Source organism: Streptomyces sp. NPDC050704 (genome assembly GCF_040654355.1).
Taxonomy (GTDB): domain Bacteria; phylum Actinomycetota; class Actinomycetes; order Streptomycetales; family Streptomycetaceae; genus Streptomyces.
Genome location: NZ_JBFAHW010000105.1, coordinates 14,100 through 36,652 on the forward strand (window position 1 = coordinate 14,100; position 22,553 = coordinate 36,652).

General features: G+C 71.9%; 20 protein-coding genes. 11 read left to right on the forward strand and 9 right to left on the reverse strand.

Annotation, left to right across the window (positions count from 1 at the left end; translation table 11 throughout):
• Nucleotides 1-2 precede the first annotated feature (2 nt).
• Entirely contained in the window at nucleotides 3-1,055 is a 1,053-nt protein-coding gene (locus tag AB0I18_RS40210; protein ID WP_363110695.1) for a sugar ABC transporter permease, read from the forward strand.
• Nucleotides 1,052-1,954 (forward strand): carbohydrate ABC transporter permease, encoded by a 903-nt coding sequence (locus tag AB0I18_RS40215; protein WP_363110696.1) that lies wholly within the window; start codon nucleotides 1,052-1,054, stop codon nucleotides 1,952-1,954. The genes AB0I18_RS40210 and AB0I18_RS40215 overlap by 4 nt, the downstream gene beginning before the upstream one ends.
• Nucleotides 1,955-1,981: 27 nt before the next feature.
• Here AB0I18_RS40215 and AB0I18_RS40220 read toward each other — a convergent pair whose 3' ends face one another.
• A complete protein-coding gene (locus tag AB0I18_RS40220; RefSeq protein WP_363110714.1) occupies nucleotides 1,982-4,213 on the reverse strand; it encodes a glycoside hydrolase family 3 N-terminal domain-containing protein in 2,232 nt (743 codons plus the stop codon).
• Nucleotides 4,214-4,409: 196 nt separating this feature from the next.
• Nucleotides 4,410-5,519 (reverse strand): BadF/BadG/BcrA/BcrD ATPase family protein, encoded by a 1,110-nt coding sequence (locus tag AB0I18_RS40225; RefSeq protein ID WP_363110697.1) that lies wholly within the window; start codon nucleotides 5,517-5,519, stop codon nucleotides 4,410-4,412.
• A 100-nt stretch (nucleotides 5,520-5,619) separates the two neighbouring features.
• Here AB0I18_RS40225 and AB0I18_RS40230 point away from each other — a divergent pair, with 100 nt between their 5' ends.
• A complete protein-coding gene (locus AB0I18_RS40230; protein ID WP_363110715.1) occupies nucleotides 5,620-6,867 on the forward strand; it encodes a glycosyl hydrolase in 1,248 nt (415 codons plus the stop codon).
• A 30-nt stretch (nucleotides 6,868-6,897) separates the two neighbouring features.
• Here AB0I18_RS40230 and AB0I18_RS40235 read toward each other — a convergent pair whose 3' ends face one another.
• Complete coding sequence (locus AB0I18_RS40235) at nucleotides 6,898-8,391, reverse strand: glycoside hydrolase family 3 N-terminal domain-containing protein (protein ID WP_363110698.1); 1,494 nt, start codon at nucleotides 8,389-8,391, stop codon at nucleotides 6,898-6,900.
• A 141-nt stretch (nucleotides 8,392-8,532) separates the two neighbouring features.
• Between AB0I18_RS40235 and AB0I18_RS40240 the strand changes: the two genes are divergently transcribed.
• From AB0I18_RS40240 to AB0I18_RS40250, 3 genes are all read left to right on the forward strand, one after another.
• Nucleotides 8,533-10,347, forward strand: a complete 1,815-nt coding sequence (locus AB0I18_RS40240; protein WP_363110699.1) for a pentapeptide repeat-containing protein — start codon at nucleotides 8,533-8,535, stop codon at nucleotides 10,345-10,347.
• Nucleotides 10,348-10,382: 35 nt separating this feature from the next.
• Nucleotides 10,383-10,742 carry a DUF779 domain-containing protein gene (locus AB0I18_RS40245; protein ID WP_363110700.1) on the forward strand — a complete coding sequence of 120 codons (360 nt, stop codon included), beginning with the start codon at nucleotides 10,383-10,385 and terminating at the stop codon, nucleotides 10,740-10,742.
• An 82-nt stretch (nucleotides 10,743-10,824) separates the two neighbouring features.
• Nucleotides 10,825-12,078 carry a phosphodiester glycosidase family protein gene (locus AB0I18_RS40250; protein ID WP_363110701.1) on the forward strand — a complete coding sequence of 418 codons (1,254 nt, stop codon included), beginning with the start codon at nucleotides 10,825-10,827 and terminating at the stop codon, nucleotides 12,076-12,078.
• A 15-nt stretch (nucleotides 12,079-12,093) separates the two neighbouring features.
• Here the strand turns inward: AB0I18_RS40250 and AB0I18_RS40255 are convergent, their stop codons facing one another.
• The 6 genes from AB0I18_RS40255 to AB0I18_RS40280 form a co-directional block, all read right to left on the reverse strand.
• Nucleotides 12,094-12,288: a hypothetical protein gene (locus AB0I18_RS40255; RefSeq protein ID WP_363110702.1), complete on the reverse strand. Its 195-nt coding sequence runs from the start codon at nucleotides 12,286-12,288 to the stop codon at nucleotides 12,094-12,096.
• A 123-nt stretch (nucleotides 12,289-12,411) separates the two neighbouring features.
• Nucleotides 12,412-13,278 (reverse strand): phosphatidylinositol-specific phospholipase C/glycerophosphodiester phosphodiesterase family protein, encoded by an 867-nt coding sequence (locus AB0I18_RS40260; protein WP_363110703.1) that lies wholly within the window; start codon nucleotides 13,276-13,278, stop codon nucleotides 12,412-12,414.
• A gap of 195 nt (nucleotides 13,279-13,473) precedes the next feature.
• Nucleotides 13,474-14,565, reverse strand: coding sequence for an acyl-CoA dehydrogenase family protein (locus tag AB0I18_RS40265; protein WP_363110704.1), 1,092 nt, complete (start codon nucleotides 14,563-14,565; stop codon nucleotides 13,474-13,476).
• Complete coding sequence (locus tag AB0I18_RS40270) at nucleotides 14,562-15,743, reverse strand: acyl-CoA dehydrogenase family protein (RefSeq protein WP_363110705.1); 1,182 nt, start codon at nucleotides 15,741-15,743, stop codon at nucleotides 14,562-14,564. The genes AB0I18_RS40265 and AB0I18_RS40270 overlap by 4 nt, the downstream gene beginning before the upstream one ends.
• Entirely contained in the window at nucleotides 15,740-16,759 is a 1,020-nt protein-coding gene (locus AB0I18_RS40275; protein WP_363110706.1) for an NADPH:quinone oxidoreductase family protein, read from the reverse strand. Before AB0I18_RS40275 ends, AB0I18_RS40270 begins: the two co-directional genes overlap by 4 nt.
• Nucleotides 16,760-16,854: 95 nt before the next feature.
• Nucleotides 16,855-17,475, reverse strand: coding sequence for an XRE family transcriptional regulator (locus tag AB0I18_RS40280; protein ID WP_363110707.1), 621 nt, complete (start codon nucleotides 17,473-17,475; stop codon nucleotides 16,855-16,857).
• A 77-nt stretch (nucleotides 17,476-17,552) separates the two neighbouring features.
• Between AB0I18_RS40280 and AB0I18_RS40285 the strand changes: the two genes are divergently transcribed.
• The 5 genes from AB0I18_RS40285 (at nucleotide 17,553) to AB0I18_RS40305 (ending at nucleotide 22,532) form a co-directional block, all read left to right on the forward strand.
• Nucleotides 17,553-18,515 carry an NAD(P)/FAD-dependent oxidoreductase gene (locus AB0I18_RS40285; RefSeq protein WP_363110708.1) on the forward strand — a complete coding sequence of 321 codons (963 nt, stop codon included), beginning with the start codon at nucleotides 17,553-17,555 and terminating at the stop codon, nucleotides 18,513-18,515.
• Nucleotides 18,516-18,693: 178 nt separating this feature from the next.
• Nucleotides 18,694-20,241 carry an ATP-dependent DNA ligase gene (locus AB0I18_RS40290; protein ID WP_363110709.1) on the forward strand — a complete coding sequence of 516 codons (1,548 nt, stop codon included), beginning with the start codon at nucleotides 18,694-18,696 and terminating at the stop codon, nucleotides 20,239-20,241.
• Nucleotides 20,238-20,711 carry an NUDIX domain-containing protein gene (locus tag AB0I18_RS40295; RefSeq protein ID WP_363110710.1) on the forward strand — a complete coding sequence of 158 codons (474 nt, stop codon included), beginning with the start codon at nucleotides 20,238-20,240 and terminating at the stop codon, nucleotides 20,709-20,711. Before AB0I18_RS40290 ends, AB0I18_RS40295 begins: the two co-directional genes overlap by 4 nt.
• Before the next feature lie 170 nt (nucleotides 20,712-20,881).
• On the forward strand, nucleotides 20,882-22,267 hold the full coding sequence (locus tag AB0I18_RS40300) for an NADP-dependent succinic semialdehyde dehydrogenase (RefSeq protein ID WP_363110711.1): 1,386 nt from the start codon (nucleotides 20,882-20,884) through the stop codon (nucleotides 22,265-22,267).
• A 25-nt stretch (nucleotides 22,268-22,292) separates the two neighbouring features.
• The gene (locus AB0I18_RS40305; RefSeq protein WP_363110712.1) at nucleotides 22,293-22,532 is read left to right on the forward strand and encodes a DUF6213 family protein; all 240 of its coding nucleotides are present in this window, start codon (nucleotides 22,293-22,295) and stop codon (nucleotides 22,530-22,532) included.
• The last annotated feature ends 21 nt before the right edge of the window (nucleotides 22,533-22,553 follow it).

Sequence of the window (22,553 nt, forward strand, 5' to 3'; positions counted from 1 at the left end):
CGATGGATCGGCAAGCCGCGCGCGGCACGCTCGAACAGGCACCCGCCCCCGCCGCCACGGGGGCGGGGGCCCCGCGCCCCGCCGCCTCCCCGGAGCCGCCCCCGCCGGGGCCGCTGCGCCGCGCCCTGCGCGCCGTCACCCCCGGTCCCGCCTCGGACGCGGGAGGCGCGGCGCTCTACCGCCGCTGGTGGCTGCCCTGGCTGTGGATGGCGCCGGCGGTCGTCGGCGTCACGGTCTTCGGACTGTGGCCGTTCATCAACACGGTCATCCTGTCCTTCACCGACGCCAAGCCGCTCGGCGGCACGTTCAACGTGGTGGGCCTGGACAACTACACGCGGATGTTCGGCGACGACGACTTCTGGCTCGCCACCCGCAACAGCGTGCTGTACGCGGTGATCGTCGTTCCGCTGATGGTCCTGCTGCCCCTGTTCCTCGCGGTCCTCGTCGAGAAGAACCTGCCGGGCATCGGCTTCTTCCGCTCCGCCTTCTACACGCCCGTCCTCGCCTCCAGCGTGGTCGTCGGCCTGAGCTGGCAGTGGCTGCTGAGCGACGAGGGCCTGGTCAACACCTGGCTGGAGAAGTCCCATCTGATCAAGGACGCCATCCCCTTCCTGTCCGACTCGTGGCTGATCCTGCTGTCGGCGATGGGCCTGACGCTGTGGAAGGGCCTCGGCTGGTACATGATCTTCTACCTGGCCGCGCTGGGAAACGTGTCGAAGGAACTCCACGAGGCGGCCTCGGTGGACGGCGCAGGATCCTGGCGCCGTTTCTGGAACATCACCGTGCCCGGCGTACGCCAGTCGATGATGCTGGTCGGCACCCTCACCGGTATCGGCTCCCTGCGGGTGTTCACCGAGATCTACATGCTCGGCGGCTCCACCGGCGGCCCCGGCGGCGCCGACCGCACGCTCCCCTTCTACATCCGCGACGTCGGCCTCGACCCGCTCACCGGCAACGCCGGCTACGGCGCCGCCGTCAGCGTCGCCCTCTTCGCCCTCACCCTGGGCCTCACGCTGCTCGCGCAGCGCCTCACGAAGGAGGACGACGGGGCATGACGACCACTGTCGAGAAACCTGCCGCGGCGCCTGTCGAGAAGCGCCGACGCCTGATGCCCCGCTGGCGCGACTACGGCCGCCCCCGCGAACTGATCGTCCGCTACCTGCTGTTGACGTTCGTCCTCCTGATCACCGTGGGCCCGCTCGTGTGGCAGTTGCTGTCGTCGCTGAAGGGCGCGGGCGAGGACGTGTTCGGCGCGGGCGCCTCGCTGATCCCCCGTCATCCGTCCCTGCGGGCGTACCGCGAGATCTTCGACCAGGTCCCGGTGTGGACGTACATCAGGAACAGCCTGTTCGTCGCCGTCCTGTCGATCACCAGCCAGCTCGTCTTCTCCACCATGGCCGGCTACATGCTCTCCAAGCCCTCCTGGAAGGGCCGCAAGCTGGTGTGGGTGCTGCTGATGGCGTCCATGATGTTCCCCTTCGAGTCCATCATGGTGTCCCTCTTCCTGAGCATCCGGGACATGGGCCTGGTCGACAACCTGGTCGGCGTGTGGGTACCGGGCTTCGTCGCCGCCATCAACGTCCTCATCATGCGGGCCGCGTTCCTGGCCGTCCCGCGCGAGATCGAGGACGCGGCGATGCTGGACGGGGCGGGCGAGTGGAAACGGTTCAGGTACCTGTACCTGCCGTCCGCCTACGGCGCCATCCTCGTCGTCACCATCAACACCTTCATCAGCGCCTGGGACGACTTCCTCTGGCCGCTGATCGTGCTGCGCTCGGAGGAGCAGTTCACGCTGACCCTGGGACTGGCCCGCCTGCAGACCTCCTCCTTCGGCTACGACCAGCGGATGGTGATGGCGGGTTCGGTGATCTCCGTGATCCCGGTGCTGGTGCTGTTCGTGATCACACAGCGGTGGTTCTACCGGGGTGTCGCGTCCGGGGCCGTGAAGCTCTGAGCCGTCTCACCGAGGCTCCGCGCCCTGTTACCCCTCGATGCTCAGTACCGCCGGTACGGCCGTGAGCGCGGCCCGCGCCGACTCGGCGACGCGGATCTCCAGGGTGCCGGGCAGCACGGCCGTCTCCAAGTCGGCGCCGACCTGCGCGAGTTGGTCGGCGCCGAGCGGGATGGCGATGGTGCGGCTCTCCCCGGGCGCGAGCTCGGCGCTCCGGAAGGCACGCAGTTCCAGGGTGCGCGGCCAGGTCGGTGTGAGCAGCCTGCGGATGTAGAGCTGAACGACGGTACGCCCGCTCCGCTCCCCCGCGTTGGTGACGTCGATCTCGCAAGTCACCGCGCATGTACGGGTGTTGGCCGTGTCATTCGAGAGCCTGGGGCTGCCGTACTCGAAGCGCGTGTACGACAGCCCGTGCCCGAAGGAGTAGGACGGCTCGGCGCTTTCGTCCACGTAGGACCCGTACTCGGTGTCCTTGTGGTTGTAGTGGACGGGCAGTTGGGCCGCCGACCGCGGGACGGAGACGGGCAGCCGGCCGACGGGTTCCGCGAGTCCCAGCAGGACCTCGGCGATCGCCTCGCCGCCCCAGGGGCCCGGGTACCAGGCGGTCAACAGCGCCGCGGCACGGTCCACGGCCTCCGGGACGGCGTGCGGGCGGCCCTGCACCAGGACCACCACCGTGGGCGTGCCCGTCGCGGCGACGGCGTCCAGCAGGGCGTGCTGTGCCCTTCCCAGTCGCAGTCCGGCGAGGTCCGCACCCTCTCCGCAGGTCATCTCGGAAACCGGGCCCAGGGCTGCTCCGTTGGCGGAGAAGTCCGTTTCGGGCGTACGGGCGCTGCTGCCGCCCAGGACGAGAACGGCCAGGTCGGAGCTGCCGGCCAGAGCGATGGCCGCGGGGGTGCCGGACAGGTCGTCACCGGTGAGCGCGCAGCCACGGGCGTGGCGGATGTCCACCCCGGGCGGGGCGAGCCGCCGCAGCCCGTCGAGGACACTGGCGCCGGTGCCGGGGCGCTGCGGGGCCGTGTAGTCGCCGAGTTGGTGGGCCGTCGTGGCGGCGTGCGGTCCCAGTACGGCGATCCGGGAGACCGTGGGCCGCACGGGCAGCACCCCGCCGTGGTCGTGGAGGAGGGTGACCGCGCCTCGGGCGAGGGCGGTGCTCAGTTCCCTGCCGCGGGCCTCGGACGGAGCGGTCAACCGGCCTGTGGCATACGGCTGTTCGAACAGACCGAGCCGGAACTTCAGGCGCAGCACCCGGGCGACGGCGGCATCGAGCACGTCCTCGCGTACAAGGCCACGTTCGACGGCCTCCTCAAGGTGTGTGAAGCCGTCGTCCCACAGGCTCAGGTCGACGCCCGAGTTCAGGGCGAGGGCGCCCGCCGAGACGGTGTCGCCGGTGATCCGGGCCAGCCGGTCCACGGCCAGGCCGTCCGCCATGACCAGCCCGTCGAAGCCCCAGCGGCGGCGCAGCAGTCCGTCGAGCAGGGCCTGATTCCCTGCGCAGGGAACGCCGTCCACCTCGTTGTACGCGGCCATGACGGCGGCGGCTCCCGCCCGGACTCCGGCCCGGGCGGCGGGGAGGTGGATCTCGTGGAGTTCCCGCGGGCCGAGTTCGGACTCCGCGGAGTTGCGGCCGCCGACGGTGGCGCCCTGTCCGGCGAAGTGCTTGAGCACCACGGCGGCCTTGTCGTCGGCGAACTGCCCGCCGGTACAACCGAGTTCGCCCTGCACGCCTCGTACCAGCGCCTCCGTGAGGCGGGCGGCCAGGTGCGGGTCCTCGCCGAAGCACTCCTCGGTACGGCCCCAGCGGGGGTCGCGCGCGATGTCCAGGGCGGAGACCAGGGCGACATGGCCGCCGCGGGCCCGCAGTTCGGCGGCGGCGTGGGCGGCGGCCTGCTCGTACAGCTCGGGATTCCAGGTGGCTCCGACGGCGAGGTTGACCGGCAGGACCGTGCCGTCCAGTGCCATGAGGCCGTGCGGGACCTCCTCGACGAGGAGCGCCGGGATGCCGAGGCGGCTGCGTTCCATGACGTGCCGCTGCACCATGTCGGCGAGGACCGGGCCGTCGGCGGCGCCGGCTCCGGTGGCGTGGTCGACGCCCGACCAGGCGTCGGCGCGCAGCAACCCGTACAGGGCGCCGAGTCCGGCGAAGCGCTCGGTCTCCGCGTACAGCGCCTCGGTCGGCTCGAAGCCGTCCGGTGTGCGGCGGTAGGCGTCCCAGCCGTACATCCGCTGGTTGAGCTGGCCGACCTTTTCGCGGAGCGTCATGCGTGCGAGCAGGTCGCGGACGCGGGCGTCGACGGGGGTGTGCGGGTCCTGGTAGCGGGCGGTGAGCGCCTCGTGGCCCCGGGAAGCGTCGGGTATCCGCTCGGCCCGGGCGGCCGCGTGTTCCGGAGTCGGCATGCGGCCGGTCCCTTTCCTGCTGTCGTGACTGTCGCGGGCGGCTTCGGTGGGGTGTGGTGGGTCAGGTGGTCCCGGAGGAGCGGGCATGCCCGATCCGGGCGAGGGCCACGGCGCCCCGGCAGCCGTCGGCCACCCAGTCGAGGTGTAGACCGAGGGGCTGGAGGCGATCGCTCAGGGGAACCGTCAACGGCCCGTCGGGGCCGAGCAGGCCGCCGGTGGCGACGATCCGCTCGCCCGGGCCGGGCTCCAGCGCACGGATCGTGTCCATCAGGTGATCCGCGGCCTCTTCGAGGATCGCCTCCGCGACGGCGTCCTTGTCCCGGGCCGCCTCGGCGACCAGCGGAGCGAGCCGGGCGAGACGGACGGGAGGGTCTGCCATCACACGGGGCAGCAGGTGCATGCGGTAGGCCGCGCGCTGCGGAGGCGACCACTCCGGCGCCGCAGGACGTCGCTCGCGGGCGGCCTCGACCGCGGTGCCGTTCGCGCTGGGTACGCCACCCGCGCCCGCGCTGCCGTACGGCAGTACCTCGACCGGCATCCCCAGCGCGCGCCCGACCGCGTAGGCCAGCACCGTGGGAGCGCCGCGGCCGTCCGCCATACGCAGCGCCGCCCGTACCGCGCCGCGGCCGATCCAGAAGCCGCTGCCGTCGTCTCCCAGCAGCCAGCCGTCGCCGCCGACGGTCGTCGCACAGCGGCGGTCGCTGATGCGCATCGCGACCGCGCCCGTGCCGGCCACCAGGGCCAGCCCGTCGGCCGGGGTGCCGGGCGCCGAGGCGAAGGCCGCCTCGATGTCACTGCTGACTCCGACCGAGTCCGTCGCGATGCCCAGGCGTCGCAGCGCGGCGGTGAGCGCGGAGAGGGCGTTGAGCCGTCCGGGCTCGTCCGGGGAGGTCTCCGCGGCGCCCGCGAAACCGCCGGCCACGGCCACCACGTTTCCGCGCACCCGCTCGGGGACCGCCTGGGCGATGGCCTCGGTGAGGTGGTCGGTGAGCTGCGGTACGGGGACGGTCAGGGCGTTGCCCGGTCCGGCGGCGCCCTCGCCGAGCGGGCGTCCGTCCCCGGCGCCGGCCAGGACGGCGCGGGTGCGGGTGCCGCCCGCGTCGAGGCCCACCACGAGATCCGGGCGCGGATCGGAAACCCGGCTCGAATCCTGGTTCAAATCATTGTTCATTGCCGACCATGGTGGTTGATACATTCGCCCAGGACAAGCCCCGACCGCCCGTCGGGACAGAATCCGACCGGCCCACGGTCGGGATCCCGAGGAGGTCCTCATCAGCACTCCGCCCGCGTCCGCCGCGCCCGCGCCCCGCTTCGGCGTCAACTACACGCCCCGCCGCGGCTGGTTCCACGCCTGGCAGGACTTCGATCCGGCACACGCCCGCGAGGACCTGGCCCGGATAGCCGGACTCGGTCTCGACCACGTCCGCGTCTTCCACCTCTGGCCGCTGCTCCAGCCCAACCGCACGCTCATCCGCACCGCGGCCGTCGACCAGCTGGCGCAGCTGGTCGACCTGGCGGCCGAGGCCGGTCTCGACGTCCTCGTGGACGGCGTGCAGGGCCACCTGTCGAGCTTCGACTTCTACCCGGAGTGGACCCGCAGCTGGCACCACCGAAACGTGTTCACCGACCCCGACGCCATCGAGGCGCAGGCGGAGCTGCTGCGCGTCCTGGGCCGCGCCCTCGCCGGCCGGCCCAACCTCATCGGGCTCCAGCTCGGCAACGAGCTCAACAACCTGGTCGAACACAACCCGGTGACGGTCCAGGAGGTGGACCACTACCTCGACACGCTCCTCGCCGCCGCCCGGGACGGCCTGTCCGCCGCCCCGCCCGGCCGGCTGGTCACGCACTCCGCGTACGACGCGGCCTGGTACGGCGACGACCATCCGTTCACCCCCGAGGCCTCGGCCCGCAAGGGCGACCTGACGACCGTCCACCCGTGGGTCTTCTCGGGCGACTGCGCACGCCGCTATGGTCCCCGCTCCCCGCAGGTCCTGCACCTCGCCGAATACGGCGTGGAGCTCGCCAAGGCGTACGCCGAGGACGGGACACGCCCGGTCTGGGTCCAGGAGACCGGGGCGCCCGAGCCGCACATCCCGGCGGCCGACGCACCGGAGTTCGCGCGCGCGACCGTGCTGAACGCCGCCGAGTGCGCGCACCTGTGGGGCGTGACGTGGTGGTGCTCCCACGACGTGGACCGGTCGCTGGCCGACTTCCCGGAACTGGAGTACACGCTGGGCCTCTTCGACTCCGCCGGCGCCCCCAAGCCGATCGCCACGGCACTCGCCGAGACCATCGCCGAGCTGCGCGCCAAGCCCCGGCCGGGTCAGCCACGGGACATGGCTCTGGTGCTCGACTGCACACCCGCCACCCGCTCCGTGTCGGGTCCGGGCGGCTCGTACTTCGAGGCGTGGATGCGATTGCGCACCCAGGGCCCCCGCCCGGCGGTGGTCCTGGCCTCCCGGACGGACGACGCCGAGTACCTCGCGGCCAGGGGGATCACGGAGCTCGTACGGCCGTGAACGCGGTGGAGTCGCCTGGCGGGCACCTGCTCACCTGCCCGCCAGCACCTCCGCCACCGCCCGCAGGTTGACGCGACCGCGTCCGTACGAGCAGAGGTCGTCGCCGTCCTCCGGGAGCCCGGTCGAGACGCGTACGGCGTCCGCCCGCCCGGCCAGGAGAGCGTCGCGGAGGCGGGCCTGCCAGGGGTACAGCCCGGCGTCGGACGTGGCGACGACCAAGGGGACGCCCTCGGCCCGTCGCAGGATTCCGGCGACGAGGGCCGCCGGGTCCGCCGGAGCCTCGGTGACCGCCGTCCCGGTGGCCGCGGGGTCGACGGCGCGCAGCTCGGTCAGCAGGTCCTCTCCGCCCCAGTTGAGCGCGGGGTGCGGCGGCGGGAACAGGTCGACGACGTGCGCGCCGGGCACGGGCCGCGGTGCGGGCCGCCCGCGCACGGCCCGACGCGCGGCCGCCATCCCGGCCCTGGCATCCCATCCCGCGATCCCGCCCAGGTCGGCAGGAGCCGCGTACCGCTCGGCGAGTCGGCGCACCCGCTCCGCGGCTTCCCGTACCCGCTCCTCGGGCAGGGCGCTGGTGCGCAGCGCGTCGAGTACCGCGTCGCGGCAGGCGAGGGTGGTCTCCAGATGCGGTACGGCGACGATGACCTGGTCGGCCCCCGCGGCGAGGGCGATCCGCGCCCCGGCCGCCTCGCCGTAGCGGTCGGCGATCGCCTTCATCTCCAGAGCGTCGCTGACCAGCACGCCGTCGAAGCCGAACTCGCCCCGGAGCAGATCCCGCAGGATGCGGCGGCTCAGCGTGGCCGGACGGTTGGGATCGAGCGCCGGGAAGACGACATGGGCACTCATGAGCATCGGTACGCCCGCGGTGACGGCGGCGCGGAACGCTTCGAGGTCGGGGCGCAGTTCGTCGTACGTGCGCGGGTCGACGGCCGTGTCGTGGTGGCTGTCGGTCACGGTGCCGCCGTGGCCGGGGAAGTGCTTCGCGCAGGAGGCGATGCCGCGCGCCTCGGTGGCGGTGATCCAGGCCCGCAGATGGCGGGCGACGAGCCCGGGGTCGGCGCCGAAGGAGCGGGTCCGGACGATCGGGTTGTCCGGATGGTGCTGGAGGTCCGCGACCGGAGCGTACGAAGCCGTGATGCCGAGGGAGGCCAGGTGTCCGGCCAGCGCGTCGGCACAGCGGGCGGTCAGCTCGGTGTCGTCGGCGACACCGAGCGCGAAGTTGCCGGGCACGTCGGGCGCGCCCGCGCTCACCAGGTGGCCGATGCCACCGCCCTCGTTGTCGATGCCCACCAGCAGGTCGGGGCGGATGGCCCGCAGCTCGTCGGTCAGCGCGCGCACCTGTTCGGCGTCACGCACGTTGCGGGTGAACAGGATGACCCCGCCGAGGCCCCGGTCGATGAGCCGCTTGAGGGTGTGGGGGACGCTCGCGGTGCCGTCGAAGCCCGCGACGAGACAGCGGTGGGCGGCTTCGTCCAGGTCGACGGGCAGCGCCGGGCCGTCGTTCGCGGCGGGCACGGTGTGGGTCACGTCGGAATCCTCCGGTCGGATGATGGAAGCCACCGAAACATAACCACAAGGTGAATCAATCAACCAGCCCCAGGTGAGGGCGGCCACAACACTTGCCGGAGGGACCTTGCCAGCCCTCCGACCGGGCAGTACGGCTGAACGATGAGCCGAGTCCTGTCGGAGTGCGTCACCAACGAGTGCACGGCGGTCACCGTGCCCGGCACAGGCCGATGCCTGCTGCATCTCGACGCTTCCGGGAGGCACGAGGCGCTTGCGGCGCTGGCGCCGGGAGCGGAGGTGGATTTCCGCGGGGTGCGCTTCACGGAGGAGCTGTGGCTTTCGCTGACGGATGCCGTGGGGGCCCGCTTCGGGACGGCACGGTTCGACACGGCCCACTTCCCGGCCGGGGTGCGCTGCGAGGGTCTCCGGTTCGACGGACCGGCGTACTTCGAAGGGACCTCTTTCGAGGGCGAGGCACGTTTCGACGGTGCCGAGTTCCACCGGTACGCGGGCTTCGACGCGACGTGCTTCGCTGGGACGGCGTTCTTCAGGGAGGCGCGCTTCCACGGCGAAGTACGGTTCGTGACCACCCGGTTCGCGGCGGACGCGTGCTTCGACGGAGTGTCGTGCGCGTCCGTCGCCCGGTTCTCGGAGACCCGGTTCGACGGCACCGGACGTTTCACGGCCGCGCGGTTCTCCGATCGGACAGACTTCTCCGAGGCGTGGTTCCGGCGGCGGAGTGACCTGAGCGCCGACTTCTCACAGGCCTGCTTCACCGGCGTGGCGAGCTTCCACGGAGTCAGGTTTCGCAGCCGGGCGGTGTTCGCCGACACGCGGTTCGAGAGCGAGTGGCGAGGACCGATCGTGTGCGCCGGCGAGTTGTGGCTGCGCGGGGCGGTGTTCAAGGTGCCGTTCCGTATCGGTATCGCAGCGGGGAGACTGGACATGAACCGGGTGCGCTGCGAGTCCACCGCCGCCTTCCACCTGCGGTACACCGCCGTCTCCCTGCGGGACGCGGTGCTCGTCGAGCCGGTCACGGTCTCGTACGAGGCGACCCCGTTCACCGCCGGTCCGCGGCAGCTGGAACAGGAGATGCCACGTGAGGAGGGCAGTGTGGCGGTACGGCTGCTGCGTCTGTCCGGGGTCAACGCCGCGCACCTCGTGCTGACCGACGTCGACCTGTCGCACTGCGAGTTCTCAGGTGCGTACAACCTCGACCAGATCGGTCTCTCCGGACGGTGCGGGTACGGTACTCCGCCGCCGGGACTGCGGCGTGGTGATGCGTGGTTTCCGGTCCGCTGGTGGAGTCGCCGGCGTGTGGTCGTCGAGGAGCAGCACTGGCGGGCGCTGCCGGGCGGCAGCCGGACCGCCACCGACACCGACGGGTGGATAACCGGACTCGGCCACCCGGACCCCGCGCAGAGCCCCACCGCCGACGACGTCGCCATCGTCTACCGCCAGCTGCGCAAGGCGCTGGAGGACACCAAGAACGAGCCCGGGGCGGCGGACTTCTACTACGGCGAGATGGAGATGCGCCGCCACAACAAGGAGACCCCCACCGGGGAGCGGCTGCTGCTGCACGCTTACTGGCTGCTGTCCGGTTACGGCCTGCGCGCCTCCCGGGCGGTGGGCGCCCTGTTGTGCGCGATGGGTGTGACGATCCTGCTGATCATGCTGTGGGGGCTGCCCGCGGCACCGCCCTCCCCACGCATGACGGGTCAGCTGCCCACCGGCGGCGGCGAACTGGTGCTGTCTCCGGACACGACCAGGAAGTCGTACCCCGCGGAGATCAAACACCGCTGGAGCAACGACCGGCTGGAGCGGGCCGGACGTGTGGTCGTCAACTCGGTGGTGTTCCGAAGCAGCGGCCAGGACCTGACTCAGCAGGGACTATGGATCGAGATGGGCAGCCGACTGGGCGAGCCCGTCCTGCTGGGTCTGGCCGTGCTGGCCGCGCGCGGCCGGGTCAAACGCTGAGACCGATGCCCCGAAGCGATGAGGAGTGATGCACGGTGACCTCACCCGCCCCACGTGTGGAGCTGACACCAGCCGCCGCCGAGCTGCTGCGCCGATTGCGGGCCGCACACGGTCCCCTGATGTTCCATCAGTCCGGTGGCTGCTGCGACGGCAGTGCGCCCATGTGCTATCCGGAGGGCGAGTTCCGGACCGGTGACTCCGACGTCCTGCTCGCCTCGCTGGCCGTCGAGGGCGTCGACGAACCGGTGACGTTCTGGATGTCGAAGAGCCAGCACGAGGTGTGGAGTCACACCCGGCTGATCATCGACGTGGTGGAGGGTCGAGGCAGCGGTTTCTCGCTGGAGGCACCCGAAGGGGTGCGTTTCCTGACTCGTTCGCGTCTCGTCGGCACGTAGTCGTCGCCGCGACACTGCCCCTGTGCTGAACTCCCTTGTGTCATTGGCACTTTGAGGAGTCAGCGAGACAGCAGGGGGCAGCGTGACCCGTCGCACCGGACGACGACTGAGAACCGCACTGACGGTTCTGGCGGCTTGGAGCACACTGGCCGGTGCTGCCCTGGTGGGCGCGGCACCGGCCAGTGGCGCGCCGGGCGCGAGCGGGATCGCACCGGGCTTCGGTGCGATCGCGCCGGGCGTGGAATACACCGAGTTCGACATTCCGGCCACCAGGGGTGTGGCGCACGCACATGTGCTCAGTGTCGATCTCCGCGACCCCCGGGTGAGCGTCGATCTGCTGTACCCCGGCGCGGTGGCGGCCCGGGCCACCGTCTCGCGGCTGGCCGACGCGCAGGGTGCCGTCGCGGGCGTCAACGGCGACTTCTTCAACATCACCGAGACCCAGCATCCGGGGGTCGAGGCGACCGGCGCGTCCGTCGGCCCGGCCATCGCCAAGGGACACACCCTCAAGGCGGCGGTCCCCGACGGTCAGCGCTTCGGTCCCGCCCTGCCGCCCGACACGAGCACCGAGGACGTCCTCGGTGTGGGCACCGACCGCCGGGCCCGCCTCGACGCCCTGGCCCTCGACGGTTCGGTCGGCACGACCGGGTCGCGGTTTCCGCTCGGCGGGCTCAACCAGTACGCGCTGCCCGTCGGCTCCGTGGGCGCGTTCACCTCGGACTGGGGCAGCGCCTCCCGGGTGCGGGCCACCTGCGGCACGGACACCGACCGGGCCGCGCCCTGCAGTACGGACACCTTCGAGGTGACGGTGGAGGGCGGCCGGGTCGTGTCATCGGCCGACACACCGGGCAGTGGACCCATCACTTCCGGCACCACCGTTCTGGTCGGCCGGGAGGCGGGCGCCCAGCAGCTGCGGAAGCTGTCCCTGGGCGAACGGGTCAAGGTGCGGCACCGGTTGGTCGCCGCCCACTCGGGGATCCCGTACCGGTTCGCGGTCGGCGGCTACCCGGTCCTCAGGGCGGGCCGGCCGCTCGCCGGCCTCGACGCGCTGACCTCGGCGGTGCGGACCGCGGCGGGTGTCGCGGACGGCGGGAAACGGCTGCTGCTGCTCGCGCTGGACGGGGCGCCCGAGTTCCGCAGTGGCCTCACCATCGCGGAAGTCGCCGACACCATGCGGCAGTTGGGCTCCACCGACGCGTTCAGCCTCGACGGCGGCGGCTCCACCACACTGGCCGCCCGGGCCCCGGGCACAACGGCCGCGACCGTACGCAACCATCCCAGCGGCGGCGCCGAGCGGGCGGTGCCCAACGGGATCGGCGTGTTCTCACGCCCCTGACCGGCGGTTACGGGCTCACGGCCGGAGGCCGCTGACGATGTCGGCCGTCGCCGCCATCCCGTTGTGGATGGTCGGCGCCATGCTCGTGCTCGCGAGATAGAAGCCGAGCAGCACGCAGACCACGGCGTGCGAGAGCTTTAGTGCGCCGTTGCGCAGGAAGACCACCGCCAGGATCACGAGCAGCAGCACAACTGAGATGGAAATCGCCATCGTCAACCTCCTCCGCCACGTCCACACCGCAGCTTTCGGCCGCAAGTGTGGCGTAGCGGGGGGTTCGTCCGGGCGGCTGACGTGTCCGCCGAACGTGTGTTGACTGCGCGTGAAAGCGCTGGGCTATGCCCGCTCGTGGGCGTCCAGGAAGGCTTCGAGCCCTGCCAGGTCGTCGGTGTTGAGGTAGTCGACGTCGGCGGCGAGGAGTTCGGCCCAGAGCGCGTCGCGAGCGGGCCCGGCCAGGTCGGGGGTGGCCCAGAAGCGCACCTTCTGCCCGCGGGAGTGGGCTGCCGTCACGATGCTCCGCAGCTTCTGCCGCTCGGCCTCGGGGAACGTTCCGACGCCCTGCCAGGTGAAGTTGAGCGTCCAGTTGTCGCTGATCAGCGGGATGAAGGAGGCAGGGGCCGGGACAGGAGCCAGGAGGTCGAGGAGGCGGCCGTCGTAGAAGGCGCGCCGCACGGTCTGGGCCTCCATGGGCACCCGGGCGGCGCGGTCGCCGGAGATCACCGCCGTGACCGGGCCGGGGAGGACCCGGCCATGGGCGTACGTCGTGAACAGGTGCCGGTAGCGGCGCAGCCTGCGGTCGAGTTCGAGGTACGTCGACGAGCCCTCGGTCTTGATGTCGATGAGCAGCTGGACCGGCCTGCGGTGACCCCGGTACACCGAGCCGCGGTTGGCCTTCACCCGGGCGGCGAGGGGGTCGAGGTAGAGGGATTCGAGGGTGCGGGCGGGATCGAGGTCGACGGGGTCGTGGGCGACGAGGAGCTGGCCGCCGACCAGGAAGATGTCCGCCTCAAGGCTGCCGAAGCGGTGGTCGAGGGCGTCGAAGAGGGGCCGGGGGTGCAGATAGTCGTTGTGCGCGTGGGCGCGCCACAGCGGGCGCGGTCCGTGCTTCCGCTCGGTCGCCTGCGCGTGCGCGGGCACGGCGACCGAACCCGCGAGAGCGCCGCCGAGGATGGTGAGGGCTCTGCGGCGAGTGGTGAGGGCCATGCGCTGCCTCCCTGAGAGTGCCGTACGGGAACCTCAGCGAGTATGCGGTGCGAGCGGGGCCAAGGAGCAGAGCCGTGCGGGGAGTTGGCCGAACCGCCGATGCGTGTTCATTTCAACCGTGCGATGCACACCGAAAAGCCCGCCCCAGGTGGGACGGGCTTCTCACAGCCGTGAGCAGTTGTACGCAGGTGTGCGTCAGGGTGCTTGGAGGTCGACCAGTTCGGCCAGTGCCTCGCGATGGCCACCGGCCGTGCCGTACGCGATCGAGTCGGCCTTGGCCCGCTTCAGGTACAGGTGCACGGGGTGCTCCCAGGTCATGCCGAGGCCGCCGTGCAACTGCACCGCCTCCTCGGCGGCGTGCACCGCGACGGATGCCGCGTACGCCTGGGCGACGGCGACCGCCAGGTCCGTGTCCGCGCTCCCGGTGGCCAGCGCGTCGGCCGCGTTGCGCGCGGCGGCACGCGCGTTGACGACCTCCAGCCACACCTGCGCGAGCCGGTGCTTGAGGGCCTGGAAACCGCCGACCGGGCGGTTGAACTGCTTGCGCTCCTTCAGGTAGCGGACGGTCTCGGTCAGGCACCAGTCGGCGAGGCCGAGTTGCTCGGAGGCGAGCAGTCCTGCTCCGGCGCGCAGCGCACGCCGTACGGCGGGTTCGGCGGTGCCCAGCCGGCGGGCCCGCGCCCCGTCGAAGGTGAGCGTGGCGACCGGCCGGGTCGGGTCGAGGGAGACCTGCGGGGTGACCGTGACGGCGTGGGCGTCGGCTTCCACGGCGTACAGGCCGCCGTCCGCCGCCGGGACGAGCAGCACGTTCGCGGCCACCGCGTCCGCGATGCCCGTCAACTCCCCGTACAGAGCGCCCTCTTCATGCCGTACGGACCTGAAGTGCGCCCCGGGGCCGGTGGACAGCGCCACGGCGAGGGTGCCGATGGTGCGGCCGGACGCCAGTGCGGAGAGCAGCTCGGCGGCCTCGTCGCCCTCGCACGCCAGCAGTGCCTCGGTGGCGACGACGGCACTCGTCAGATAGGGCGCGGGCGCGACAGCGCGGCCCAACTCCTCCAGGACGACGGCGACTTCGCGGTGCGTGGCGCCCTGGCCGCCCAGCGACTCCGGGACGAGCAGGCCCGCGAGGCCCATGCCGTCGCTGAGGGCCTTCCACAGCTCGGGGTCGTGCGGCGCGTCCGACTCCGTACGGGCGATGACGCCTGCCGGGTCGCAGTGGTCGGTCAGGAGGTCGCGGACGGCTGCCCGTAGCGCCTCTTCCTCCTCCGAATACAGCAGGTCAGTCATCGCGCGAGGTCCTTCCAGGCGACGTCCTTGTCGGTGCGCGGCTCAATGGGCAGGCCCAGCACGCGTTCGGCGACGATGTTCAGCAGGACCTCGCTGGTCCCGCCCTCGATGCTGTTGCCCTTGGAGCGGAGGTAGCGGTAGCCGGCGTCGCGGCCGGTGAAGTCGACGAGTTCGGGACGACGCATCGTCCAGTCCTCGTACAACAGGCCTTCCTCGCCAAGGAGTTCGACCTCCAGACCGCTGATCTCCTGGTTGAGGCGGGCGAACGAGAGCTTCAGGCCGGAGCCTTCGTAGCCGGGCTGGCCCGCGACGAGCTGCTGGCGCAGGCGTTCGCCGGTGAGCCGGGCGACCTCGGCCTCGACCCACAGCTTCAGCAGCCGCTGGTGCAGGTCGTGGGTGCGCAGTTCGGGGCGCTCGCGCCAGGTCTTCGCGACCGGGCCGATCATGCCGCCCTCGCGCGGGATGCGCATGCCGCCGATGGAGACGCGCTCGTTCATGAGCGTGGTCTGGGCGACCCGCCAGCCGTCGCCGATCTCACCGAGGCGGTTCGCGTCGGGGATGCGGACGTCGGTGAGGAACACCTCGTTGAACTCGGCCTCACCGGTGATCTGGCGCAGCGGCCGCACCTCGACACCCGGGTCGGTCATGTCGCAGACGAAATAGGTGATGCCGCGGTGCTTGGGCACCTCCGGGTCGGTGCGGGCGATGAGGATCGCCCAGCGGGCCAGGTGGGCGCTGGACGTCCACACCTTCTGGCCGTTGACCACCCAGCTGTCGCCCTCCCGCACGGCCCGCGTGCCGAGGGCAGCCAGGTCGGAGCCGGCGCCCGGCTCGCTGAACAGCTGGCACCAGACCTCCTCGCCCACCCAAAGAGGCCTGAGGAAGCGGCGCTTCTGCTCCTCCGTGCCGAAGCCGAGGATCGTCGGCGCGGCCATGCCGAGGCCGATACCGATACGCCGCGGGTCGTTGTCCGGCGCGCCCGCTCCCTCCAACTCGGCGTCCACGACGGCCTGGAGGGAGCGCGGGGCGCCGAGTCCGCCGAGGCCCTCCGGATAGTGCACCCAGGCGAGTCCGGCATCGAACCGAGCCTTGAGGAAGTCCAGGCGGTCGGTCGTGGCGGGAGGATGCGCGGCCAGCAACTCCTTGGTGCGGCGGCGCAGTTCGGCGACATCGGTCATGCGACCGCTCCGTTCTCACGAGCCTCTGATGTCCCTGAAGGCGAAGTCCCTGAAGCCGCTGCGGAGGGCAGCACGGTGACGCGGCCGGTGGTGACCCCGTCGGCAACCCGCTGGACGGCGGCGGCCGCACCGCTCAGCGGCACGCGCTCGCTGACGAGCGGCTTGACGGCACCCCTGGCGGCCAGCTCGGTCAGCTGCTCGTGGCAGTGCAGGACCAGCTTCGGGTCCTTGGTGTTGTACAGGCCCCAGTGCAGGCCCATGATCGAGTAGTTCTTCACCAGCGCGTGGTTGAGACCCGGGCTGGGGATGCTGCCGCTCGCGAAGCCCACGACGACGATGCGGCCCTCGAAGGCGACGACCTTGGTGGACTGTGTGTAGGCCTCGCCGCCCACCGGGTCGTAGACGACGTCGGCGCCCCGGCCTCCGGTGGCCTCCTTCACAGCGGCGATGACGTCCACGGCACGCCGGTCGACGACGACGTCGCAGCCCAGTTCGCGGGCGACGGCCGCCTTGTCGGCGCCGCCCACGACGCCGATGACCTTGGCGCCCGCCGCCTTGCCGAGCTGGACGGCGGCGGAGCCGACGCCGCCGGCGGCCGCGTGCACGAGCAGCGTCTCGCCCGCTTCCAGGCGGGCGCGGCGGTGCAGGGCGAACCAGCCCGTCTGGTAGCCGATGTGCAGGGCCGCGGCCTCGGCGTCGTCCAGCGACTCGGGCGCGGGCAGCACGGCCGCGGCGTCCGCGACGGCGTACTCGGCGAAGCCCCCGTAGGGCAGCACGGGGTTGGCCATGACCCGCCGTCCGTCCTCGGTCTCGCCGCAGATCTCCACGCCCGGCGTGAACGGCAGCGGCGGCCTGACCTGGTACTGCCCGCGGCACATCAGAGCGTCCGGGAAGTTGACGTTCGCGGCGCGCACCTTGAGCAGGACCTGCCCCTCGCCGGGCACCGGCCGCTCCACGTCCCCGAGCAGCATCACCTCACCCGGCTCACCGGTCTGGTGCACTTGCCATGCCTGCATGCGGGGCCTCCACGGGACTGTGTCGTCTGAGCGGGCTCCACCGCATACTAAGCGGTCGCTTGCCGATCAGGGAACAGTCGGGTCCGTCGCGTCCGTCACGAACGGGCCGGCCTCGCCCGTACGTGCATCCGCTCCCCCTGCGGCCCGAAGAGGCTGAGGAATTCGACCGGCCCGTCCCCCGCCGACCCGAACCAGTGAGGTACCCGCGTGTCGAACTCGGCGGCCTCTCCCGGGCCGAGCACGACGTCGTGCTCGCCGAGCACCAGACGCAGCCGCCCGGATAGCACGTACAGCCACTCGTAGCCCTCGTGCGTCCGCGGTTCCGGTTCGAGCTTGCGGGCCGGTTCGAGCACCTTGAAGGCCTGCAGGCCGCCGGGCTGACGGGTGAGCGGCCAGTGGGTACGGCCGTGGCGGACGACAGGCTTGGACCTGATCCGCGGATCGCCCACCGGCGGGGCTCCGACCAACTCGTCGAGGGGGACCTGGTGGGCGCGGGCGATCGGCAGCAGCAGCTCCAGACTGGGCTTGCGCAGGCCGGACTCCAGGCGGGAGAGGGTGCTCACGGAGATTCCGGTGACGGCGGACAGGCCCGCGAGCGTGGCACCCCGCTCCTTTCGGATCCGACGCAGCCGCGGCCCGACTTCCGCGAGGACCTCGTCGGTGTCGCTGTCGGTCCCCGTTTCGGCCTCGGTGCCGGTCTCTTCGCGCTCACTCATACTCACATTGCAGTTTCGGCAAAGACATTTGTCAATACGGCAGCAATGGGGCGACCTTCTAGGTGGAGGTGGTCACCATGACCCAGAAGTACGAGAACACCGACAGGGCCGACCGGTTCGAAGTGGTCGTCATCGGAGGCGGGGCGGCCGGGCTCTCCGCCGCGCTCGTCCTGGGCCGGGCGCGACGCCGGGTCCTCGTCGTCGACGCGGGCGAGCCGCGCAACGCGCCCGCCGCGCACATGCAGGGCTATCTGTCACGGGACGGGATGCCCCCGGCCGAGTTCCTCGCCGAGGGGCGGCGGGAGATCGAGGCGTACGGGGTGGAGCTGGTCCGGGACCGGGCGGTGGACGTCGTCCGGGACGACGCCGACGGGTTCGACGTGATCCTCGCGGGCGGGCGGACCGTGCACGGACGCCGGCTGGTCGTCGCGACCGGCCTGGTGGACGAACTGCCTCCCGTGCCGGGGATCGCCGAACGGTTCGGCCGGGATGTGCTGCACTGTCCGTACTGCCACGGCTGGGAGGTCCGCGACCAGGCCTTCGGCGTCCTCGCCACCACCGTCATGAGCGTCCACCAGGCACTCATGCTCACGCAGTGGTCGAAGGACGTCACCCTGTTCCTGCACACGATCGACGAGAACGAGCTCTCCGACGAGGACCTGCGCAAGCTCGCCGCGGCCGGAGTGAAGGTCGTCCCCGGCGAGGTCGCCGCCCTCGCCGTCGAGGACGACCACCTCACCGGAGTCCGCCTCGCGGACGGCTCGACCCACGACCGCTCCGTCGTCTTCGTCGCCCCCCGTTTCGTCCCCCGCACGGAACTCCTGGCGCGCCTCGGCGCCGACCTGGAGGAAACCCCGTTCGGCGTGTACGCGACGGTCGACGAGACGGGCCGCACGACCGTCCCCGGCGTCTGGTCCGCCGGCAACGCCACCAGCTTCACAGAACAGGTCGTGAACGCGGCAGCCGCCGGCTACCGAGCGGCCGTCGCAATCAACGGCGACCTGATCTTCACCGACATAGAGACGGCAGCAGCCCCGTAAGGGGCGCGGGGCTGTGCCGTTGTGCGGCTCCGCCGCGGGGCGCGACCAGCCACATCCGACCCGCAGCGAACCACGATCCCCCTACCCAGGCGCAGGCCGCAGGCCAGCCGCACAAGCCCTCCCACAACCCCGCGTCGTACCCCGCGCGCCCAGCGGCAGCGCGATGCACCATGGCTGCATGCTGTTCGCCCGACTCGCCCGCGTATCCCTGGAGGTCGCCGCCACGTCGGCACGATCCCGGAAGATCGGCCTACTGGCCGAGCTGTTCCGGGACGCGGCGGCGCAGGAGGCCCCGATCGTCATCCCGTATCTGGCGGGACGCCTGCCGCAGGGCCGGCTCGGTGTCGGCTGGAAGGTGCTGAGCCGCCCCGTGGCCCCGGCCGCGGAGCCCACGCTCACCGTGCTGGACGTGGACGCCCGGCTCACCGAGCTGGGCGGCGTGTCCGGCAGCGGCTCGCAGGCCGAACGGATGCGGCTGGTCGGCGAGTTGATGGCGGCGGCCACCGAGGACGAGCAGCGGTTCCTGCTCGGGCTGCTGAGCGGTGAGGTACGGCAGGGGGCGCTCGACGCGGTCGCCGTCGAGGGGCTCGCCCAGGCGACGGGGGCGCCCTCGGCCGACGTACGACGGGCGGTCATGCTCGCCGGCGAACTCCAGACCGTGGCCGAGCGGCTACTGGCCGACGGACCGGCCGCCCTCGACGAGTTCCGGCTCACCGTCGGCCGCCCGGTCCTGCCGATGCTGGCGCACGCCGCCTCGTCCGTCGCCGAGGCCATCGACAAGCTCGGCGCCTGCGCGGTCGAGGAGAAGCTGGACGGCATCCGCGTCCAGGTCCACCGCGACGGCGACGAAGTACGCCTCTACACCCGCACGCTGGACGACATCTCCGACCGGCTGCCGGAACTCACCGCTGCCGCGAGGGAGTTGAAGGGCGAGCGGTTCATCCTGGACGGCGAGGTCATCGCGTTCGACGAGGGCGGGCGGCCGCGCTCCTTCCAGGACATCGCCGGCCGCGTGGGCTCCCGCGTGGACGTCGCCACGGCGGCCGCGGCCGTCCCCGTCTCCCCCGTCTTCTTCGACGCGCTGTCCGTGGACGGCCACGACCTGCTCGACCTGCCGTTCGCCGACCGCCACGCGGAACTGGCCCGGCTGGTGCCCGAGCCGATGCGCGTACGGCGCACGCTCGTGGCCGACGCCGCGGACGAGGAGGCACGCGCCGCGGCCGGGCGGTTCCTCACGGACACGCTGGGGCGCGGCCACGAGGGCGTCGTACTGAAAGGCCTCGACGCCCCCTACAGCGCGGGCCGGCGCGGCGCCTCCTGGCTGAAGGTCAAACCCGTACACACGCTGGACCTCGTCGTACTGGCGGCCGAGTGGGGCCACGGGCGGCGCACCGGCAAGCTGTCCAACCTGCATCTGGGCGCGCGCAATCCGGACGGCTCCTTCGCCATGCTGGGCAAGACGTTCAAGGGCATGACGGACGCGATGCTGGCCTGGCAGACCGAGCGGCTCCAGGAACTCGCCGTCGAGGACAGCGGCCATGTGGTGACCGTCCGTCCCGAGCTCGTCGTCGAGATCGCGTACGACGGCCTGCAGCGGTCCACGCGCTATCCGGCGGGCGTCACCCTCCGCTTCGCCCGCGTCGTGCGCTACCGCGAGGACAAGACCCCGGCGGAGGCCGACACCGTGGAGACCCTGCTCGCCGCCCACCCGGAGGTCACCCCGTGAGCACCGCGAAACGCAGCGCGGGCCTGCTGCTCTACCGACACACCGACACCGGCGTCGAGGTGCTGCTCGGCCACATGGGCGGCCCGTTCTTCGCACGGCGCGACGCCGGGGCGTGGAGCGTCCCGAAGGGCGAGTACGGGCCCGACGAACCGGCCTGGGACGCGGCCCGCCGCGAGTTCCAGGAGGAGCTGGGCCTGGCGCCGCCGGACGGCGAGGCCATCCCCCTCGGCGAGATCGCACAGTCGAACCGCAAGATCGTCACGGTCTGGGCGATCGAGGCGGACCTCGACGTGGCAACCGTGGTCCCCGGGACCTTCACGATGGAGTGGCCGCCGCGTTCGGGCCGCCTCCAGGAGTTCCCCGAACTGGACCGCGTGGAGTGGCTGGGCCTGGACCGGGCGAGGACAGTGATCGTAAAGGCGCAGGCGGAGTTTCTCGACCGGCTTGTGGAGCACTCGGGCGGTGAGTGAGCCGAAGGGGCGCGCCGGTGTCGAGAGGCCATGGGGGTCCCCCCGCTCGAGCGGAGCCGAGAGTGGGGGAGCGCGGAGGCCCGACGAAGGAGGGTCGAGCACGGTCGGCCCCTCGACACCGGCTTTGCGCCCCGGAGGCGAACCGAACCCTAAAAAAGAGGAGCCAGCCAATGCCCATCGCGACGGTGAATCCGGCGAACGGCGAGACGCTCAAGACCTACGACGCTCTGGGCGCCGAGGAGATCGAGCACCGGCTCGCGACCGCCGAGTCCGCGTTCCGTACCCATCGCACGACATCGTTCGCCGACCGTGCCCGGCTGCTGCACCGCGCCGCCGACCTGCTGGAAGCAGACCAGCAGGACATCGCCCGCCTGATGACCACCGAGATGGGCAAGCCGGTCAAGCAGTCCCGCGCGGAGGCCGCGAAGTGCGCGAAGGCGATGCGCTGGTACGCCGACCACGCCGAGGAACTGCTCGCCGACGAGGAGCCCCTGGAGTCCGAGGCGAAGGACTCCGGCGCCTCCCGGGTCCTCGTGCGCTACCGGCCGCTCGGCCCGGTCCTCGCCGTGATGCCCTGGAACTTCCCGCTCTGGCAGGTGGTCCGGTTCGCCGCGCCCGCGCTGATGGCGGGCAACGTGGGTCTGCTCAAGCACGCCTCGAACGTGCCGGGGACCGCCCTGTACCTGGAGGACCTGTTCCGCCGGGCGGGCTACCCGGAAGGCTGCTTCCAGACGCTGCTCATCGGCTCCGGCGAGGTCGAGGGCATCCTGCGCGACCCGCGGATCAGGGCGGCCACGCTGACCGGCAGCGAACCGGCGGGCCGCGCGGTCGCCTCGGTCGCCGGGGACGAGGTGAAGAAGACGGTCCTGGAGCTGGGCGGCAGCGACCCGTACGTCGTCATGCCGTCGGCCGACATCGACCGGGCGGCGAAGACCGCGGTGACCGCCCGGGTGCAGAACACCGGGCAGTCGTGCATCGCCGCCAAGCGGTTCATCGTGCACACGGACGTGTTCGACGCCTTCGCCGAGCGCTTCACGGCGGGCATGAAGGCGCTCACCGTGGGCGACCCCATGGACGAGGAGACCGAGGTCGGGCCGCTCTCCAGCGAGCAGGGGCGCAGCGACCTGGAGGAGCTGGTCGACGACGCGGTCGAGAGCGGCGCGACGGTCCTGTGCGGCGGCGAACGCCCCGAAGGACCCGGCTGGTACTACGCGCCGACCGTCCTCGCCGACATCACGCCCGAGATGCGTATCCACCACGAGGAGGCCTTCGGTCCCGTCGCCACGCTGTACCGGGCCGCCGACCTCGACGAGGCGGTGGCCATCGCCAACGACACGCCGTTCGGACTGAGTTCCAATGTCTGGACCCGCGACGAGGCCGAGGTCGACCGCTTCGTACGCGATCTGGAGGCCGGCGGGGTCTACGTCAACGGGATGACGGCCTCCCACCCGGCGTTCCCGTTCGGCGGGGTCAAGCGGTCCGGCTACGGGCGTGAGCTGTCGGGACACGGAATCCGCGAGTTCTGCAACATCACCACTGTGTGGCACGGGGCGTGAGTGTTCCGCGGCTACGATCCCCTTTGTGAACCGCGAAGTGACTCTCCCTCTGATCGTCGACGACCGCGGCACGTTGCAGGTGGCGGCCGCCGACGTCAGCAAGCTGCTGCGCACGGTGGGCGGCCGGTGGCTGCATCTGGTGGAGGCCGGTCAGGACGGCCTCGACGAGGACACCGTGGCCACCCTCACCATCGAGCTCGCCAAGCTCGCCGACCGCATCGACGTCGCCTGCATCGCGCACAGCAGCGGGCCGACAGCCGACTGACCGTACGTCAGACCTGCCGGC